The 17,346-nt window shown below is 59.7% G+C and carries 17 protein-coding genes; 10 read left to right on the forward strand and 7 right to left on the reverse strand.

Annotated elements, in window-relative coordinates; all coding sequences use genetic code 11:
• Positions 1–18 precede the first annotated feature (18 nt).
• The 3 genes from ACO08A_RS00990 to ACO08A_RS01000 all read left to right on the forward strand — a co-directional run bounded on the left by ACO08A_RS00990 (position 19) and on the right by ACO08A_RS01000 (position 2,554).
• Positions 19–1,284 carry a HupE/UreJ family protein gene (locus ACO08A_RS00990; RefSeq protein ID WP_422039417.1) on the forward strand — a complete coding sequence of 422 codons (1,266 nt, stop codon included), beginning with the start codon at positions 19–21 and terminating at the stop codon, positions 1,282–1,284.
• A gap of 191 nt (positions 1,285–1,475) precedes the next feature.
• Positions 1,476–1,730, forward strand: coding sequence for a YdcH family protein (locus ACO08A_RS00995; protein ID WP_421982224.1), 255 nt, complete (start codon positions 1,476–1,478; stop codon positions 1,728–1,730).
• Between the two features lie 539 nt (positions 1,731–2,269).
• On the forward strand, positions 2,270–2,554 hold the full coding sequence (locus ACO08A_RS01000) for a hypothetical protein (protein ID WP_422039418.1): 285 nt from the start codon (positions 2,270–2,272) through the stop codon (positions 2,552–2,554).
• Positions 2,555–2,644: 90 nt separating this feature from the next.
• On the opposite strand, the gene ACO08A_RS01005 is transcribed toward ACO08A_RS01000, so the two are convergent.
• Positions 2,645–3,499 (reverse strand): cysteine hydrolase family protein, encoded by an 855-nt coding sequence (locus ACO08A_RS01005; RefSeq protein ID WP_422039419.1) that lies wholly within the window; start codon positions 3,497–3,499, stop codon positions 2,645–2,647.
• A gap of 351 nt (positions 3,500–3,850) precedes the next feature.
• Here ACO08A_RS01005 and ACO08A_RS01010 point away from each other — a divergent pair, with 351 nt between their 5' ends.
• From ACO08A_RS01010 to ACO08A_RS01030, 5 genes are all read left to right on the forward strand, one after another.
• Complete coding sequence (locus tag ACO08A_RS01010; protein ID WP_422039420.1) at positions 3,851–4,456, forward strand: hypothetical protein; 606 nt, start codon at positions 3,851–3,853, stop codon at positions 4,454–4,456.
• 718 nt (positions 4,457–5,174) lie between these two features.
• Positions 5,175–5,687, forward strand: a complete 513-nt coding sequence (locus ACO08A_RS01015; RefSeq protein ID WP_422039421.1) for a hypothetical protein — start codon at positions 5,175–5,177, stop codon at positions 5,685–5,687.
• Between the two features lie 35 nt (positions 5,688–5,722).
• Positions 5,723–5,995 (forward strand): hypothetical protein, encoded by a 273-nt coding sequence (locus ACO08A_RS01020; protein ID WP_422039422.1) that lies wholly within the window; start codon positions 5,723–5,725, stop codon positions 5,993–5,995.
• A 341-nt stretch (positions 5,996–6,336) separates the two neighbouring features.
• Positions 6,337–6,780 carry a hypothetical protein gene (locus ACO08A_RS01025; protein ID WP_422039423.1) on the forward strand — a complete coding sequence of 148 codons (444 nt, stop codon included), beginning with the start codon at positions 6,337–6,339 and terminating at the stop codon, positions 6,778–6,780.
• A gap of 26 nt (positions 6,781–6,806) precedes the next feature.
• Positions 6,807–7,559: an SDR family NAD(P)-dependent oxidoreductase gene (locus ACO08A_RS01030; RefSeq protein WP_422039424.1), complete on the forward strand. Its 753-nt coding sequence runs from the start codon at positions 6,807–6,809 to the stop codon at positions 7,557–7,559.
• A 6-nt stretch (positions 7,560–7,565) separates the two neighbouring features.
• Here the strand turns inward: ACO08A_RS01030 and ACO08A_RS01035 are convergent, their stop codons facing one another.
• A complete protein-coding gene (locus tag ACO08A_RS01035; RefSeq protein ID WP_422039425.1) occupies positions 7,566–7,994 on the reverse strand; it encodes a secondary thiamine-phosphate synthase enzyme YjbQ in 429 nt (142 codons plus the stop codon).
• Positions 7,995–8,395: 401 nt separating this feature from the next.
• Between ACO08A_RS01035 and ACO08A_RS01040 the strand changes: the two genes are divergently transcribed.
• Positions 8,396–9,682: a glycosyltransferase gene (locus ACO08A_RS01040; RefSeq protein ID WP_422039426.1), complete on the forward strand. Its 1,287-nt coding sequence runs from the start codon at positions 8,396–8,398 to the stop codon at positions 9,680–9,682.
• A gap of 66 nt (positions 9,683–9,748) precedes the next feature.
• Here the strand turns inward: ACO08A_RS01040 and ACO08A_RS01045 are convergent, their stop codons facing one another.
• Complete coding sequence (locus tag ACO08A_RS01045; RefSeq protein ID WP_422039427.1) at positions 9,749–10,501, reverse strand: hypothetical protein; 753 nt, start codon at positions 10,499–10,501, stop codon at positions 9,749–9,751.
• 582 nt (positions 10,502–11,083) lie between these two features.
• On the opposite strand from ACO08A_RS01045, the gene ACO08A_RS01050 reads away from it, so the two are divergent.
• A complete protein-coding gene (locus ACO08A_RS01050; protein ID WP_422041841.1) occupies positions 11,084–12,664 on the forward strand; it encodes an FMN-binding glutamate synthase family protein in 1,581 nt (526 codons plus the stop codon).
• Positions 12,665–12,702: 38 nt separating this feature from the next.
• Here ACO08A_RS01050 and ACO08A_RS01055 read toward each other — a convergent pair whose 3' ends face one another.
• The 4 genes from ACO08A_RS01055 to ACO08A_RS01070 form a co-directional block, all read right to left on the reverse strand.
• Positions 12,703–13,635, reverse strand: coding sequence for a DUF922 domain-containing protein (locus tag ACO08A_RS01055; protein WP_422039428.1), 933 nt, complete (start codon positions 13,633–13,635; stop codon positions 12,703–12,705).
• 88 nt (positions 13,636–13,723) lie between these two features.
• A complete protein-coding gene (locus ACO08A_RS01060; RefSeq protein WP_422039429.1) occupies positions 13,724–14,515 on the reverse strand; it encodes a hypothetical protein in 792 nt (263 codons plus the stop codon).
• 138 nt (positions 14,516–14,653) lie between these two features.
• Complete coding sequence (locus ACO08A_RS01065; protein ID WP_422039430.1) at positions 14,654–16,534, reverse strand: flotillin family protein; 1,881 nt, start codon at positions 16,532–16,534, stop codon at positions 14,654–14,656.
• A 52-nt stretch (positions 16,535–16,586) separates the two neighbouring features.
• Positions 16,587–17,345 carry a YqiJ family protein gene (locus tag ACO08A_RS01070; protein ID WP_422039431.1) on the reverse strand — a complete coding sequence of 253 codons (759 nt, stop codon included), beginning with the start codon at positions 17,343–17,345 and terminating at the stop codon, positions 16,587–16,589.
• Between the last annotated feature and the right edge of the window lies 1 nt (position 17,346).

A 17,346-nucleotide genomic window follows, 5' to 3' on the forward strand; every position in this document is an offset into this window, starting at 1 on the left:
ACCGTTTGGACAAGGACCATGAAACCGATTTGCCAGCGCATCAGTCGTACCCTCGAAATTTTCGTTTTCTGCGCGGTTGCGGTGCTGCTGACCTGTGCGCCTTCTTCCGCTCATTTTTCCGAGGGAACGAAGGTTCGCACGATCCTTGTCGCGGAAGACGGCGGCGATCTCGTCGCCATCGTGCGGGTGCCCGCGCCGCTGGTGTTTTCCGACCTTGTCGGCAGGGCGCAAGTGGACCAGGTGTCGTTGTCGTCGCCCTTTCTGCGCCTGGAAAGCACAGGCACCGGTGTGCGCTACCGGATCGACATGGAAGCCGTTGCCCGGGACCGGCCGGGTTTTGAGGACAGGCTCCTGGACGCTCTCGTTTTTTCGCAGGCCGGGCTCGACCTGACCGCCTCCCTCACCGGTTTCACGGTTCATGCCCGCAGGCCGCAACAGGTACTGGACAGCCTGGACGCGGCGCAGGCAGCGGTCAGGGGCGACAGCACCTCCCTCGATCCCGTCTTCGGCGCGGCGGTCGTCGACTATGCCGTGCGGATCGAAAGCCCGGATCCTGCCGGCGACATCGAGATCAGATCGGGATACGCCCCTCTGCTGCCGGGACCCGGCGTCGCGATCGAAAACCATCTCGTCGATGCAAGAACGCAGCCGCCGCTGTCATCGACCGCGCCGGGACAACTGGAAACACCGGTGGTTCTGGACGGATCGCGCCTGTCCACCTTCCTGCATTTCATCTACCAGGGTATGCTGCATATTCTCGAGGGGCTGGATCATGTTCTTCTGGTCATTGCGCTCGCGCTCGGTGTCGGTGCGACGCGCAAGCTCATTTACCTTGTAACCGCCTTCACGATCGGTCACTCCGTCACGCTGATCGCGACCTTTCTAGGCGCAACGCCCGCCTGGCCGTGGTTCATTCCGGCCGTGGAGGCGGCGATCGCGGCCTCCGTCCTCTATGCGGCGGTCGCGGCGATGGTCCGGAAATCCGGATCCGTGCTGATCTTTGCCGGGATCGGATTGCTCCACGGTCTCGGGTTTTCCTTCGTGCTCGGCGACATCCTCGGACGGGACACGCCGGATCTTGTGCCGGCGCTGCTTGCCTTCAATGTCGGCATCGAGGTCGGCCAGCTGCTGATTCTGGCGGTCACCCTATCCGTCGTGTTTTGCCTCGAAAAACTGGCCACACCGGCCTTGCGGCCTGCAAGGCTCGGCACACTTGCCGCCATTGCGATCCTGTCTTCGTGGTGGGTCGCGGAGCGTCTGGGCGGGGTCGTGTCGGCTGTCTGACAGCGTGCCCCTCAGCCGATCTCTCCGCACCGGTTGCGCAAGGTCTTCGGATCTGCGCGTTTTGCGCGGCAAGCGCGGACGCTTTCCACGATCCGTTGCCCTTTCACCAAGGGATTTGCCGGCTGATTGATCTGCCTCAAGGTCGCTCGTGCGTCTTGACGGCACCTTGTGCTTCTAAAAAGGAGGCATGAATGAGCCACGTTCCCCACGAACTGCACGAAGAATTTCCCGAAGCCGCGGACGCGATCCACACGTTGAAAACCAATGACGCCCACTTTTCGCGCCTGGCCGAGGAGTATCACACCGTCAATCGCGAAGTGCATCGCATTGAAACGAATGTGGAACCCGCTGCAGACGAGGTACTGGAAGACCTGAAGAAAAAACGCCTTCATCTGAAGGACCAGATAGCCGCGATGTTGACGGCTGCGGCAAACACCGCGACCTGAGCCCCTCCTTTTCAGGCCGGTGTGAGTGCCCGCGTCGTCCCCGTCCGACGGCGCGGGCCGCCCTTCCAGGGCAACATGACGCTGCGCGCAAGGCCGCGGCAGTCCTTCCCGATCACTTCCGTTCAACGGTCAGCCACCACGACGACGTGGACGGAGCCCGCTTTCCAAGCAGCGCTGAAATTGTTTCGCTATTTACATAACGCAGCGGTAGTTGGTCTTGTAGGCTGCGCGAATGAATCGGAGAAACCCTTTTAGGGCCATATATTTGAGAGATCCTGGCACAACCGGAGATACCGGTCTCCAGGTTGACGCTGCGGCGTTCCATCGCGGATTAACGCAGGCCGACCGCCTTGCCAAAGCATTCTCCGATGTGGCCCTGAACCGCTCCGGATCGTTGCTCCGGTCGATGCGCCCACCGGCTTCGCTCTCCTCGAAAGCCAGACGCGTTCCGCCTTCAGATGTTACCCTGCGCAGCCCCTTCCCCTGCGCACACACCCCGCAGATACCGTCATTGCGTGCAGTGGCGCCCGGTGCCCGCCATGCAGTATGACAGGATACGGGTCACCGTTCACACCTCCTTCGAGGCGGAAAACAAGGCTGAGGAGCGTGCGGCCCGCTTTGCGTTCTTCTTCGTGATCGAGGTCGACGATTTCAGCATCGCCTTGCCGATTGCGATCGACGACCCCGACCCCGGCAAGCTGGAGACGATCCGACAGACTGCAATTCAGGACTTCCGGATGCTCGTCCACCAGATCGCCGACGCACCCGTCGCCAACGGCGTGACCGCACTCCCGAAAGCGCATGATATCAGCATTGACGCCTGACCGGGACGGGCGGCCGCGGAAACAGAAGCCCCGGGCGATATGGCACCACCATCTTGGCGGTCGCACCACCCGAGCTCAACCGTCGCAGCCTTACTCTGGACCGGCTGTGTCGGATATCGACCCAGCAAATTTGGCGAAGTCGTCCATCGACATAAGCTGAACGCCCTGCCGCTGCATGGCAACAAGTCCGCCCGGATAGACCTGCGTGATCGCCTCCGGAACGGCGCCGACGCGATAGTGGTGATCGGTCGCGCCGTATTGCGTCGCCCGCACGCAATTTGGGAAAGTCATGCCAATGAAAACGACGCTGTCGATATCCTTCGCTTTTAAGAAAGCATTCAGGCTGCTGCGGTCAAAGCCGTTATAGTGCGGCTTGTAGATGACGTATTCATTCGGCCCGATCTGCTGTACACCGAGGTTGAGCAGCGTCTTGTAATCCAGTGTCACGTCACCGGGCGTTGTCGAGGCGACCAACTCAGACCCCCACGTTCCGGGCACGGCCATTGTGAACTGGCCCTTTTCCATCTGCCATCGACGCGCCATGTCAGCGTCGCTTCCATCTGCGTAATACATCCGCACAATGTGGACGATCAGGGAACCGGTTTCCCGCCATAGGCTGGTTTGCTTCGCGATGTTCGGAACAACGGTTTCGATATCCGTTTCCGGAGCCGAACCTTTCGCCGTTCCCCAATCGTTTTGGGTGTCGATAATCAGGAGGGCCGTCTTGTCGCGATGAAGTTCGGTATCTGGCGTCTGGAGATTGTGCCGCAGCAGTTCCTGGAAGGTCTTCTTTTGCGTTACAGTCCATGGCACCTTGGTATAGAAATTCTTGTCATAAAAACTGGCGCTTGTATCGTTAAAGTCGGCCTCGGCACCGGAGACCGACAGGGCGATGAGAACGCATGTCAAGATGGTGATCGGTGCAGCTTTCAATGCGGTCGACATGATTAACACCTTCGCAGCCACGTAAAACTTTTACGTGTTTTTTTGATTTTCCAACTTTAAATTTAGTATCGTTACGTAAGTCCCGTTATGCAGATTGCGCAAAACGTTCGCCTGTAGCCCGGGACTGCGCGCATATCCACTCATGCCTCCGCCCTCCTGAAGATTCGCATATTGCCTAATCCGGCCGATCGGTTTCTGGTAAGCGCAGCGCCGAGGCATGTCGTCTTCCGGATGCAGCGCAACCTGTTTCCAGACCACGCGACAGAACCACCCGCCGTTTCGTGCGCAGCTTCTCTCGACTTTCGGTTGCACTTTTGCTTGTATGCAGGCGGGGGACCGGAAAGGTCTGATATGGAAGTGACGTTCGCGGCTGTTCTGGCAGCCTGCGGAGGCTGGTTCAGGCGGAAGGTGCTCACACGACTGGATCCCGTGTACGACAGTCCAACGCCCACGGACAGAGCCGACCCCTTCACCCGGTACTACAACCCCGCCGAGTTTCAGGAGCTTGCCGAACCCTATCGGGATACCAGGCACCGGCTGTGGGCCAAGATCGCGAAGAAACGCTGGAAGATGAACCCCGCCTATATGGGCATGCCACGCCTTGAGGAACTTGACGCGGTCGTTGAAGAAGCCGGGGAAACCCGCACGGCGTTTGCGGTGTTCTGGAACCATGAGCGCGCGGAAGACGATGAGCTTCATGACCTGGTGAATCAGGAATATGCCAAGCTTGTCAGGCTCGAAATGGACGCCGAAGATGCCCGGTTTGAATGGCTTGAACAAATCGCCCGGTGGCTTGACGGTATAGGCGCGCTTTCGCTTGAAGAGATCCACAGCCATGAGCCCAAGGAATGGTCCGACGCCGTGCGTCAGGCTCTTGACCGCCAGATAAACGGCAAGTCCCCACCTGTTCAGAAAACCGCGCCGCCGGAAGAAACGGCCCCAGCACCGACAGACTAGGTTCTCGACATTCGGCAAAGACTTTGCCTGGATGCGGCCCGGGGGACCGGAAAGGGATCTCGTAAGGCGATCTCCAGTCTACGAAATTGTCATTCCGGCTGTAGCGCAGCGGAAGGCCGGAACCCAGCAACCCCTTGTTTCTCCGTTTTGCATTCATCTTCGACCGCCCGGAAAACTGGGTCCCGGGCTTGCCGCTTGCGCGGCAGACCGGGATGACAAATTCGAGATAAAACCAGGCATCCCGATTCGGCATCGGACGGGATTTGCCGCTTGTTCAAGGTCGCTGACAGATTTCCGCATGCGGCGGTCGTGCGATGGCTTGACCATGGCAACCATGCCGTTTCGGATCCATTCTACAGGCCTGCAATGGGCTGCGAAGTCAGGGCATGGATTGCCAGATCAAGTCTGGCAATGACGGCGGGTGGAAGTTTGAGGCTTGTGAAACTACCATCGGTTCACAAAAGCAGAATTCGCGCCATCGGGTCGCCAGAACCGGCCGTTCAAACCACCTCGAACCACATCATCATGCTAGGGTACGGACCCATAAATGAGCCCGTACCCTAGAGGCCGCGTGGCCGAGCATGTGGCAGCCGATAAGACCTGGACGTCCGCCGCGCCGCGTTTCACCTGAAAACTCTGCACCCACATACGCCAAGCCAGAACGCGGTTTGCGCTTATGGTCTAATCCGCCGCGGGCATCCTCGCCTAGATTGTCTGCATGACTTTGTTTCTTGGCATCGCCGCGCTGGCCGCGCTCATGGCGTCCGTTGTCTTTCTCCTGTTGCTGCCTTTCACGCCGGGCCGCCGGTCGCGCCTGCTTGGCGGGTCAATTGGTTTCCTATTCACGTCGATCACCTGCGCGACGCTTGCCTACAGTTCTGACCTGGTCAAGCTTGCCGAGTATGCGAGGGAAGGCAAAAACGGATCGCCGGACGATTGCGGCACTGCAATGGATTGCTGGCTCGACAAGTCGTGGCGTACCGCCACCCTTTACTGCCCCGCCATCATCGAGCGGTTTGCAATGCGGGACTTTGAATGGATCGACGGGCTCCTCGAGCCGAAGTTCAACGGCTTCCGCCTGGAAAATCCGCAAGGTTCTGCAGTCACCATGATCGGCGACAAGCTCAGGTTTCAGAATAGCTCCGGCGAATGGTTACGAATGACGTACGAATGCGACGTCCTTCCGGATACCGACATTATCGTCGACGTCCGCGTCGACGCGAGGGACTGACGAGGGATGAACGGGTGACCGGTAGAGAGGCGTTCATGAGTGTTCTCATTTTCATCCTGGCCGCCGGCGTCCTTTTGGGGTCGTTTCTGGGATATCGAGAAGGGACAAAAGACGGCTTCGACCGCGGGTTCGAACGCGGCGTTTTGCGCGCAGACAAGATGTGGGCAGACAGGAGCCACACCCTCGTGGATACGCTCGCCGACGGTGCCACCCGGAGATACGCTCAAAACAGGCTCTGCGGCTGGATGGGCAAGCACTTCGATTTCAACAAAGGAAGATGCGTTCCCCAAAAAAAAGCGCCCAGATAGGCATCAGGGGCTCGAACGAATGGCCCGCTGACAAACCGATCATCCTTGTTCTCTGCAGTTCGACCCTTTCGTAACTACAAAACAACCCTTAGCACTCAAAAAAATGGCGCCAGGACTTTATCGAAAGCCCGGCGCCAGTCTGGGGAGGAACGACCCTCATCGTTCGAGTAAAATGTGGGATTTCCGGGCCAAACTTACAAGGAAATAAAGTGTGAGATAAGTGTGAGGAAAGACCGCTTTCCCTTCGCTTTCTTCAAATAATACAAAAGCTTATTCGAGACCTTGACGAAGCGGAATGAGTCCTGTTTGCTCTGGGATATCTTCAATCCCCGGGGCGATTCATGGCCAGATTCCTCCTCATCTTCTCCTGTTTCCTTCTGTTCGTGCCCGGGCTTGCCCTGGCCGCCGACTACTGCGTGGACGTCAATTCGAAAAAGGGCTGGCAGGGTGTCACCATTCCCAATGGCCAGATCACGCGGGTCAGCTTTTCGGGCGGCTGGAGTGTGATCAACGGGGTCTACAAGCCTGTCGGGCCACGCGGCTATTCCGGCAAGGATGCCAAGAGCCTCGGCCCGTTTTACGGCTACAAGTTCGACCAGTCCTACGCCTTCGGGGAAATGCTCGTGAGAGACCAGGCTGGGCGCATCGTGCCCTTTGCCGAATTCAGTGCCCTGGCCGTCAACACACGCAATCCGGCAGGAAATTACGCGTTCCGCATCAACGACCTCGACAAGGCCCTGTGGGACAATGCCGGGGTCATCAAGGTCTGCATATCCATGCGCTGAGACGTGTTTCAGGAGAAAACGGCGACATGAGCCAAAAAACAGCACTTGTCACCGGTGCCGCGCGCGGCATCGGACTGGCGACCTCGAAACTGATGATCGAGCGCGGCTGGCAGGTTGCCATGCTGGACCGGGACACTGAGGAACTTGCAAAGGTTTCCGCTGACCTGCAGCACGCCGTGCCGTTTTGCTGCGACGTGTCGATCCAGAGTGACGTCGATGAGACCATACCGGCCATTCTTGAGAGGTTCGGGCGGCTCGACGCCGTGGTCAACAATGCCGGCGTTGCCCAGTTCGGTCCGATCGAAGGCACCGATTTCGAGACCTGGCGCACGGTGATGGAGACCAATCTGGACGGGGTGTTTCTGGTTTCACAGGCGGCCGTCCCCGCACTGAAAGAAACGCGGGGGTCGATCGTGAACATTGCCTCGATCTCCGGTCTGCGCGCCTCCACGCTGCGCGTCGCCTATGGCACCTCCAAGGCCGCCGTCATTCATCTGACCAAGCAACAGGCGGCGGAACTCGGCGAATTCGGTGTGCGCGTGAACTGCGTCTGCCCGGGTCCGGTGCGCACGAAGCTGGCCATGGCCGTCCACAGCCAGGACATCATCGACGCCTATCATGACGCCATTCCGCTCAACCGCTACGGCAGCGAGAGCGAAATCGCCGAGGTCATCGAATTCCTGTGTTCGGAACGTGCGAGTTACGTCACCGGCCAGATCATCGCCTCCGATGGTGGTTTCGAAAGCACGGGGATCGGCCTGCCGTCGCTGCGGAGCTGAGTTGAACTACGCCGATGCCGCCAGAAACTGCGCCGCGACCTGACGGTGATGCGGCCGGTCGCGGTGCTCGAAGAGATAGATCCCCTGCCAGGTTCCCAGCACCATTTCGCCATCCACGACCGGAATGGACAGGGAAACGGGCAGCAGCGACGCCTTGATATGGGCGGGCATGTCGTCCGGCCCCTCGTAGGTGTGGATCAGGTACTGCATGCTGGGGTGATTTGAATGCGGTACGAGACGCTCAAAGAACGCCTTGAGATCAACCTGCACATCCGGATCGGCATTTTCCTGGATCAGCAGGGAACAGGACGTGTGCCGGACAAAGAGCGTCAGCAGCCCCTCACCCGCTCCTTTTTCCCGGAGCCAGGCGGACACGGTGCGCGTGAACTCGTAAAGACCCGGCCCCCCGGTTTTCAAGGAAAAGACTGTGTGCATTCCGGTCCCGTTTCCCGTGTCATATTCATGACTTGGGACGACCTTACACCAACCTCGACAAGTAAGAAGCTATTCGATGGTCTTTTTCAGGTTCGCCAGCAAGGAGCGGTGCGCGGGGCGGCCTGGTTGGCCGGTCACGCGGCGCGACGCAGTCCGGCGGGCCTGAAAAAACCACCGGAGGCCGCGACATGAGAGCGTTCCACCGTGTCGCGCATCTTGGCTGATGCTCCACATCGCCCTGCGACACGCTCCTCGCGGAACACTCTCATGTCACGGTCGAATAAGTTCTTACTTTTTGAGGTTGGTATGAGCGAATAAAGCCCAGGTTGCAATTGCCCGAACCCACCGCCATCTTGATGGTTCGACCTGTTCTCAACCGGTTTGCACCCTCCGGAAGCCCCATGCCAAATGCAAGACCCAAGATACTGATCGCGACGCTCGGAACGCGTGGCGATGTCCAGCCTTATGTCGCACTGGCACAGGAACTGGCCCTGCAAGGGGCAGACGTGGTGCTGAGCACGGGGGAAGGTTTTAAGGACATGATCGAGCGCGCCGGCGCACGGGCCCGGCCGGTGCCGGTGAACTACCAGACCCTGTTGCAACAGGAGGACATCAAGGCTGCCCTGCATTCGCTCAAGGGGATGATCAAGGCCGCGCGTCAGAACATCTTGCTCCAGCGGGAGATCGTGAAAAAGCTCTGGCAGATCGGCCTGGAGGAAAAACCGGACCTGATCCTCTTCAACCTGAAGGCAACTGTGATGACGCTTGTGGGCCGCAGGCTGGGCGTTCCGGCCCTGCCGACCAGCCTGCAACCGGTTCTGGCCGCAACAGGCGACTTTCCGCTGGCGCTGTTCGGACCGCCTGACATGGGCGCCTTCCTCAATCGCCGCAGTTACGATTTCGGGCGCCTTTTGATGAAGGCCGGTCTCGGATCGCTTTTCAGGCCCCTCAAACAGGACGCGGTGGCAGAGCTCTCCATGCCGGGTTCGACAATCGACGGGTTTCTGCCCGCCGGCGGCAAGGCACTTTCACTCCAGGCCTTCTCGTGCGCGCTGGTGCCGACACCGGTCGACTGGTCCACCGAATTCTGGCAGTGCGGCTACTGGTTCACCCCGGCTCCGGCTGACTACGCTCCCCCCGATGATCTGAGGCGGTTTCTCACCGCAGGCGCTCCGCCGGTCTATCTCGGCTTCGGCTCCATGCCGAGCAAGAACCCGGAAGACCTGACGAAAACAGTGCTTGCGGCGCTCCTGCAAACCGGCCAGCGCGCCATCCTTGCCACCGGCTGGGGCGGACTTACCCGGGAGGCATTGCCGGGCGGGCTTTCCGATACCGTCTTTCTGATCGAAAAGGCACCGCACAGCTGGCTGTTCCCGCAATGCAGCGGTGTCGTGCACCACGGCGGTGCCGGTACCACGCACGAAGCACTGCGCTGGGGCCGGCCGTCGCTTGTCTGCCCCGTTTTCGGCGACCAGCCGTTCTGGGGCCAGCGTGTGCACGGGATCGGGGCCGGACCGGAGCCGGTCGCCCAGAAGAAACTGACACCGGACACCCTTGCCCGGGCCCTGAAGGCGCTCGAACACCCGGACCATGCTGCCGCAGCCGGCACGGCGGCAGAGGTGATAGGCAATGAACCCGGGGCAAAAGGCGCCGCCTCGCGCATCCTGACCCTCGCGACAACCGGATAATCCGGCGACTTGTCCGCGAGGGAGAGGTTAGTCTCCGTCTCGTGCCGAGCCAGGCAACTGCCGTGATCAGGCTTCGAGCGCCTTGCTGATCTCCTGGTTGGTCACCCAGCCGATCACCGGCTCGGACGGGCTTCCGTTCGCCGTCACGAAGACATCCTGGCAATCGTCCCTGCTTTCCATGCGCATCTTTGCGTCGGCAAGGGTTGCGCCTGCGCGTGCAAAGGCGATGGAATGCGTGATGAAGTTGCCGAATTTTTCAGGGGCGCGGGTTTCGCTTTCAAGATCATGCACCTTGTCCAGCGTGTCGGCATTGGCCGCCTCGTTCTTGAAGTTCACGGCTGCACCGGATGACGCCACCACGGCCCGCATCTCGCTCCAGATGCTCCTGTGAATGATACCGATACACGCCTTGTTCGCCGTCAGGATGACGACTCTGGAAATCGGCCTGCCACCGGGTAGCTTCTGTTCCATCGCTTCCGCGATCTTCTGCAGCGGCACGTCCCGCAGGCTGTCGTTGGGGGCGTCCACGCTGCCGACGATGGCGCTGAGCGGGATCATCGCCTCCTCGATCGACACGGACCTGAGTTTCTTGCCCGACAGCTTGACCAGGCTTTCCGTCGCCTTGCTGGCTGCCTCGAAGTTCTGCTTGCTGAAGTAGTAGGCAAGAACGGTTCCGACCCAGGTCGCGAACAGCGGCAGAAGAGCCGCGAAAACATATTGACTGTTCTCGACCTGCTTATCGGGGTCCTTGACTACAACCGTGCCGACAAACAGCACCACGAGAGACACGACAACCAGTCCGCCAATGGACAGTTTCACAATGTCTTCGGCAAGCATTTCACGGAAGCCCGACGACGCTCCTGACGCAGCGTTCGCCTGCCCAGCAGCCTTGTCTCTGGCCTTCCAGAGCAAAACAACCACAATAAAGATGGCAACCAAAAGCCCGATTATTATTGCGTTCGACATACCTGTTCCGAGCACAGCCCCCTCCGTAAATTCCAAAATCGAAAAATGACTTTTAAAAACAGGTTCGAATACTAAATCAGCAGTCAGGCGGCCACTACTAACCGGGTCGCAACCTGAAATTGAACGACGCCAAGCCAAGATCCGGCTCACGATCAGAAACGGTGACGTGAACCGCCCGCAACCGCTCCGGGGAAACGGATTGGCGCGGCATTATCGGCCCGCCCTCTGCGCAGGTCTTCCGGCCGGTGCGGACACGTGGGCGACGCATTCGGATTTGGCGGCTGTGCTTTCGTTGGTGTTCTCTCTTTTCTTTTCTGCGGCAGCCTGACACAACTGTTGCAGCCAGTTTCCGAAAAGGGGTCAGCCATCGTGTTTCCTGCCCGCTACAATGTTTTTGCCATTTGCCTTGCCCTGACGCTTGTCGCTTTCGTTCTCATGTTCGCGGTCAGTGTTCATTTCTTCTGGCCTTTCCTGATCGTGGCAGCGCTATCGCTGGTCGGCCTCTACGACCTGCGGCAGACCAAGCATGCGGTTCTCAGGAACTATCCGGTTTCCGGCCATTTCCGGTATATTTTCGAAGCCATCAGACCGGAACTCAGACAGTATTTCTTTGAAAGCAACCAGGACGGAAAACCGTTTTCACGCGAACGCCGTTCGATGGTCTACGACCGCGCAAAGAACATTGAGGACGTCCTGCCTTTCGGGACCGAACTCGATGTTTACAACGACCATTACGGCTGGGTGAATCACTCCATCACGCCCAAGCACGAGAACCACGAAGAACTGCGCGTGACAATCGGCGGTCCGGACTGCAAGCAGCCCTACTCCGCATCGCTCTACAATATCTCGGCGATGAGTTTCGGTTCACTGTCCGGCAATGCCATCCTCGCACTGAACAAGGGTGCGAAGGCCGGGCATTTCTATCATGACACCGGTGAAGGCAGCGTGTCGCGATACCACCGCGAAGGCGGCGGCGATCTCGTCTGGGAACTCGGCAGCGGTTACTTCGGCTGCCGCACGCCGGAGGGAAAATTCGATCCGGAGAAGTTCAAGGCGCAGGCGGCCGATCCCCAGATCAAGATGATCGAAATCAAGATGAGCCAGGGCGCGAAACCCGGACATGGCGGCGTGCTGCCCGGTGCCAAGGTGACGGAGGAAATCGCCGAGGCGCGCGGTGTTCCCATCGGCGAGGACTGCATCTCGCCGGCGTCCCATTCCGCATTCTCAACGCCGATCGAGCTTCTGGAGTTCATCAAGACGCTGCGCGACCTGTCCGGCGGAAAACCCGTCGGTTTCAAGCTCTGCATCGGCCACCGTTGGGAATTCATGGCAATCGTCAAGGCGATGCTGAAGACCGGGATCAAACCGGACTTCATCGTCGTGGACGGCGCGGAGGGCGGTACCGGCGCGGCCCCGATCGAGTTTGCGAACCGGCTCGGAACCCCGCTCCTGCAAGGGCTTCTTTTCGTTCACAACAGCCTTGTGGCCACGGGCATACGCGACGACATCAAACTGGGCGCCAGCGGCAAGCTGATCAGCGCTTTCGACATTTCGGGGACCATGTGCCTCGGCGCTGACTGGGTGAATTCCGCGCGCGGGTTCATGTTCGCGGTCGGCTGTATCCAGTCGCAAAGCTGCCACACCAACCGCTGCCCGACCGGTGTCGCCACGCAGGATCCGAAACGCCAGCAGGCGCTCGTGGTTCCGGACAAGGCCGAGCGGGTCACGAATTTTCACCGGAACACGCTGAAGTCCCTCATGGCCTTTACTGCGGCCGCGGGCCTCGATCACCCGAGCGAGTTCAAGCCGGAACACTTCTTCCTGCGCGGCGGACCGCGTGAAGTCATGTCCGCGAATGCCGCCTTCACCTGGTTGAAAAAAGGCGCCCTTCTGGACGACGTGCACGACATCCCCGGCTACTCGGCATTCTGGGCGATGGCGGAGCCGGAAAGCTTCCAGCCGTCAAAGTCACTCGATGCGGCGAGAATGCTCAACCACCACCGGTCGCATCACTGACCCGGACCCTGGTGCGGCCCCGCCAAACCGGCGGCCGCTCAAGGCAGGTGATAGAACCAGCGTTGCTTCGGTTCCGCCTCGGAAAAACAGAGGATCCGGCTGTCAGACACTCTGCGAACACAGGGTGCCTTGTTGATAAATGCAAAGTCGGCAAGTTCGTCGTTCCACCGCACCGGTCCGCCGTCGAAATACTGGACCTGGACCCGTTCCTCCGGCCAGCTGAAATCAATTCTGCAGCGCGCGGTGTCCGGTTCACAGGACCGGTCGTAACGGCACATCAGTGTCTCGACCGTCTCCCTGTCGTCCGAGATCTGACACCAGCCGTCCAGTTCGAGATCCGGGCTTCCGGGGACCGGTGTCTCCGGTCCCGCCGGCTCGTTGAGGTCCGGGAAGAGCCGGGTCCCGTTTCCGGTTCGCTTCGCGATTGCCGCAGCGCTGTCGCGATAAAGCTGTGATATCCGGGTTGCCTGTTTGTGGAATGCATCTTTCAGCTCTTCACAGGTCTTGAACGCTGGAAACCGCGTGTAAAGTTGACCGATTTCAGTGACGGAACTCACGCCACTGGACATGATCTGTTCCCTGTACAGATCGATTGCCGCGCTCGTGCGCCTCAGACGCGCGCGCATTTCCGGAGTGGCCTCGGATTTATGCCGCCAGCGCGGTATCCAGTTTTCGAACTCGACGGATGAATCAACCCTGCTGAGGACACATCCTTTCTCCGTTTCCCGCCACCATATGTGCCAGTTGGTCGACCAGATGTTTTTCGCCCAGAAGAAGTTGCCCCAGTTCGCATCCTTTCGGGCGTGATGCTCCAGATTTTTCGTGATTTCCAGCTCGGTAGCACCTGGCACGTAAAAATAGTTGTTCTTTGTCGTGACTTCAGGTGCGGACAGCGCCAGCGGCACCGGCAACACGAAGCAAAAGACAAAAGAAAGAAATGCGGTCCGTTTCGCAATTCCCGAAATGCTCATGATACGAAGACTTTCCTTGTACAAACCATTGTGCCGCCAGGACAGAATTGCCTTGCGATCAGCCGACAGGCTCCCGGCCGACACGCTTTCACCTCTCCACACGGACCTCTTCGAACGGAACGCCGGTTCCGTCTATTTGGAACTGAGCGAGTGAAAATGACTGTGTTCCGACCGCCGGCTCGAAGAACCGGAACCGCAGCTTGACCGGCCGGGTCTTGCTCACGAACACCGTGGCCTTGTGGCGCACCTCGTTCTTGCTTCCGGTCCCGAGTGAAAAGGAGGAAATCGGATAAGTGATGCCGTCTTCGTCCTCCAGGAGGGTGCTCTGGTTCGAGATTTCCACCCTGCGGCCCGCATCTCCCAAAGCCTCCAAAGAGATGTCGCAGTACACGTACATCATCTTCTCCGAACAGGAGGCGAGATCGACCTGAATGTCGTTTATGACCTTTCGCCTCTTTCCCTTTGAGACAACAACCCCATTCCCCGGATTGGCATGAAGGCTTCCTGCTTCGGCCAGCTTTTCGAGTTCGCCGACGCGCGCCTGAAGGTCCTCGATTTCGTTATTCGGAATGTCTGCATTCGCTGCATTCGAATCCCTGGCCTCTGCTTCCAGCTTCGTGACTTGCCTGCGAAGAGCGATTTGCTCTTTCCGCAACCGGTTGAAGTCCTGGTTGATCCCGAGGTTTATCGGACGCTGCTCAAACGCCTCAATCCTGGAGAGAAGCTCCTGCTTGTCGTCGTAAAGCCGGTTCACCTCGGTGTAGAAGTGATAGACGACCCCGGCAAACAGGATCAGCAGTACGAAAATCATGATCGCAGAGATCTCGAGAAACAGGTTCCCGCGCTTGTGGAATTGGTCTTCCTTGTTTTCGTAGTCCATCCCGTTCCACCAGATTTCATCCCGCCGGAAACCGACTACCCCAGAGGATCAAGGCCTCAGGGGCGCGGTCCGGTTCCGGCCTGACCGTACCGATATCCCGGCACCAACAGGCGCCGGGACATGTCTCACTTCCACCGATCAGGCAGCAGGATCTGCGCTTTCCGGCTTGGGCGGCTTGGGAGCTTTATCCGCTGCCGCCTTAATGGCCGGGTCCGCCGCGGCCGTATCAATCGACCCGTCCGGCAAAGCTTCAACAGGGCCGGTTTCGACCGGGTCAATTTCCTTGGCGGGTGCCTCGGAAAGGCCATTGGTCAGCCCGGACAAACCGGACCCGTCCAGACCGACTTCCTTCATCATGGCATCCAGAAGCGGAGCCTGGGAGCGGTACTTCAGTGCAGACGAGACCATCTGATCGGCGAGGTTTCCACCGCCGCCTCCGTTCGGCCCGGCACTGCCGGCGGCACCACCGGCGCCTCCGGTCATGCCATCGACCTGGATGATCTTGATGCCGTCGATCTGCTCCATCGGCCTGACGCTTTCCGCAATGATCTCAGGCAGCTGCTCCAGAAGCTTGACACGAACCTGCATCGCGATCTGATCCGGCGACAACAGATTGGCCGCTTCGTTGATCGCGCGCTGACCGGCGGCTTCCACCTCGTAGAGAGCCTTCTCGGCTTCCGCCCGGAGCTTGTCGGCTTCCGCGGAACCCTGCGCTTCGATGCGAAGCTTCGCGGCTTCCGCTTCCGCCGATATACGAACGGCCTCGGCATGATCGGCAGCCGCCTGTTTCTGGGCTTCCGCACCGACGGTGACCGCGACCGCGTCCATTTCGGCAGCCTTGCGGGCTTCGATCAGTTCGATCTGCTTGTCACGCTCTGCCACCTCGGTTTCCCGCGCGGTCGCGACCTGTTCGGCCGCACGCGCCGCAATGGCCCTTGCCTCGTCTGCCTCGGCCTCCGCCTCGGACTTTTCACGCGACTTGGCGGCAACGGCAATGTCGCGATCCTGCTCCGCCAGTTCGATCAGCTTCTGCTTGTCGACATTGGCTGCCTCGACGGTCCGCTCCTTGGAGATCTCGCGCTCGCGGACCTGCTGGTCCATCGCGATCTGGCGCTCGGTGACAGCCTGGTTGGATTCAATGTCCTTTTCCTTGACCTTCTGGCTTGCAAGGATCTTGGCTTCTTCGGCTTCGCGCTCGCGCTCGGCCTGCTGCTTGGCGATCAGCGAGGACTGCTCGGCCCTGCGGATCTCGATTTCGCGCTGCTGTTCGAGCTTGGCGAATTCTTCCTCGCGGCTGATCTGCAGACGCTCCTGCTCCGCCTCGAGATTCTTGCGCTGAATCAGGACTTCCGTCTCCTGTTCGATGTCGTTGCGCTTCTTGCGGCGCTCCTCGATTTCCTGGGTCAGCTTGGTCAGACCTTCGGCGTCGAAGGCATTTTCCGGGTTGAAGTATTCCCGGTTGGTCTGGTCGAGGCCGGTGAGCGACACGGATTCCAGTTCGAGACCGTTTTTCAGAATGTCTTCGGAAACGGCAGCCTGCACCTTCTGAACGAAGTTCACGCGCTGCTCGTGCAGCTCTTCCATTGCCATTTCAGCGGCAACGGCGCGCAGGGCGTCAACGAACTTGCCTTCGACCAGTTCGCGCAGGGCTTCGGGTTTCATGGTCCGCTGACCCAGTGTCTGTGCGGCGTTGGCAATGGATTCGATGGTCGGCTGAACGCGGACGTAGAATTCCGCCAGAACGTCGACGCGCATGCGATCCCTGGTGATCAGGGCCTGGTCGTTGGAACGGCGCACCTCGAGGCGCAGCGTGTTCATGTTGACGGGAATGACATCGTGCAGCACCGGCAGCACGAGCGTTCCGCCATTCATGATCACGCGCTGGCCACCGAAACCGGTCCGTACGAAGGAGACTTCTTTTGAAGACCGGCGGTAGAGCCTGGAAATGATCAAACCGATTGCCAGCAGGGCCACAAAGCCGATGCCGACGAGAATCAAAATGCTTATGAGTTGGTCCATAACTTACAACTCCCTTTTTCTTTTGATGAAATTCATGAGCCCGGCGCGGGCGTCAGCCGTCAGCGCCGGTCAAAGTCGCGTTCGTGTTCCTGATCGCGGTGAAATGCGGGCCCTGCTGACGGACGATGATGATGTCCGTCCCCTGCTCAAGCACCTCGCCCTCCACGTCCGGCTCGACCAGAACGTAGTGAGATTGTCCGGTCGGATCACTGAGACGCGCCTGTGCAGGCAGTCCCGGCCTGGCGTGGCCCTGAACGATGACGGCGGGCTTGCCGACGAATGTCTGCCGCGAGACGGCATCGCTCTCGTCCTTGGGCATGACCCGTGACAGCCCCAGCGCCGTCACCCGTGTGAAGGGCAGCGCCCCCGCGAACGCCCCGGCAGATGCCAGGATACCCGGCAGGAGGAAACCGGTCACCGATTGCACAAGGCCCTGCAGCACATAACCGACGAGGCCAAATCCGGTGAGAAAGATCACCAGGATGATCAGTGCGGGCACCCGCCCGAAACAGAGCCAGCCAAGGATCTGGCTGAAGAGCCCTTGTCCCGGCCCGGAAATTTCCGTTCCCGCTGCAACCGTTTCAAGATTTCCCGGCAGTGCGCCTCCCTGGATGTCCGCGTCGAATTCCGGCGCGTCGATTTCGGGGAGATCCACATCCGGCAGGTCCACTTCCGGAAGCAGGCTGTCGATCATGCTCGACAGACCCAGTCCCATGAGCGTGCCCACACCTTCGGCGAGCGCGATCGCAATCATCAGGCCAAGAGCGACCGCGAAAGGCGTGTTCGGCCCGGCTAGGATGAACTCGAACATG

The sequence above is a fragment of the Roseibium sp. genome, from assembly GCF_965232425.1.
Classification (GTDB): domain Bacteria; phylum Pseudomonadota; class Alphaproteobacteria; order Rhizobiales; family Stappiaceae; genus Roseibium.

Bases quoted from the DNA above. Each gene is read 5' to 3' on its own strand.
- ACO08A_RS00990 (WP_422039417.1), top strand. From the start codon at position 19: ATGAAACCGATTTGCCAGCGCATCAGTCGTACCCTCGAAATTTTCGTT.
- ACO08A_RS00995 (WP_421982224.1), top strand. From the start codon at position 1,476: ATGAGCCACGTTCCCCACGAACTGCACGAAGAATTTCCCGAAGCCGCG.
- ACO08A_RS01000 (WP_422039418.1), top strand. From the start codon at position 2,270: ATGCAGTATGACAGGATACGGGTCACCGTTCACACCTCCTTCGAGGCG.
- ACO08A_RS01005 (WP_422039419.1), bottom strand. From the start codon at position 3,499: ATGTCGACCGCATTGAAAGCTGCACCGATCACCATCTTGACATGCGTT.
- ACO08A_RS01010 (WP_422039420.1), top strand. From the start codon at position 3,851: ATGGAAGTGACGTTCGCGGCTGTTCTGGCAGCCTGCGGAGGCTGGTTC.
- ACO08A_RS01015 (WP_422039421.1), top strand. From the start codon at position 5,175: ATGACTTTGTTTCTTGGCATCGCCGCGCTGGCCGCGCTCATGGCGTCC.
- ACO08A_RS01020 (WP_422039422.1), top strand. From the start codon at position 5,723: ATGAGTGTTCTCATTTTCATCCTGGCCGCCGGCGTCCTTTTGGGGTCG.
- ACO08A_RS01025 (WP_422039423.1), top strand. From the start codon at position 6,337: ATGGCCAGATTCCTCCTCATCTTCTCCTGTTTCCTTCTGTTCGTGCCC.
- ACO08A_RS01030 (WP_422039424.1), top strand. From the start codon at position 6,807: ATGAGCCAAAAAACAGCACTTGTCACCGGTGCCGCGCGCGGCATCGGA.
- ACO08A_RS01035 (WP_422039425.1), bottom strand. From the start codon at position 7,994: ATGCACACAGTCTTTTCCTTGAAAACCGGGGGGCCGGGTCTTTACGAG.
- ACO08A_RS01040 (WP_422039426.1), top strand. From the start codon at position 8,396: ATGCCAAATGCAAGACCCAAGATACTGATCGCGACGCTCGGAACGCGT.
- ACO08A_RS01050 (WP_422041841.1), top strand. From the start codon at position 11,084: ATGTTCGCGGTCAGTGTTCATTTCTTCTGGCCTTTCCTGATCGTGGCA.
- ACO08A_RS01055 (WP_422039428.1), bottom strand. From the start codon at position 13,635: ATGAGCATTTCGGGAATTGCGAAACGGACCGCATTTCTTTCTTTTGTC.
- ACO08A_RS01060 (WP_422039429.1), bottom strand. From the start codon at position 14,515: ATGGACTACGAAAACAAGGAAGACCAATTCCACAAGCGCGGGAACCTG.
- ACO08A_RS01065 (WP_422039430.1), bottom strand. From the start codon at position 16,534: ATGGACCAACTCATAAGCATTTTGATTCTCGTCGGCATCGGCTTTGTG.
- ACO08A_RS01070 (WP_422039431.1), bottom strand. From the start codon at position 17,345: ATGTTCGAGTTCATCCTAGCCGGGCCGAACACGCCTTTCGCGGTCGCT.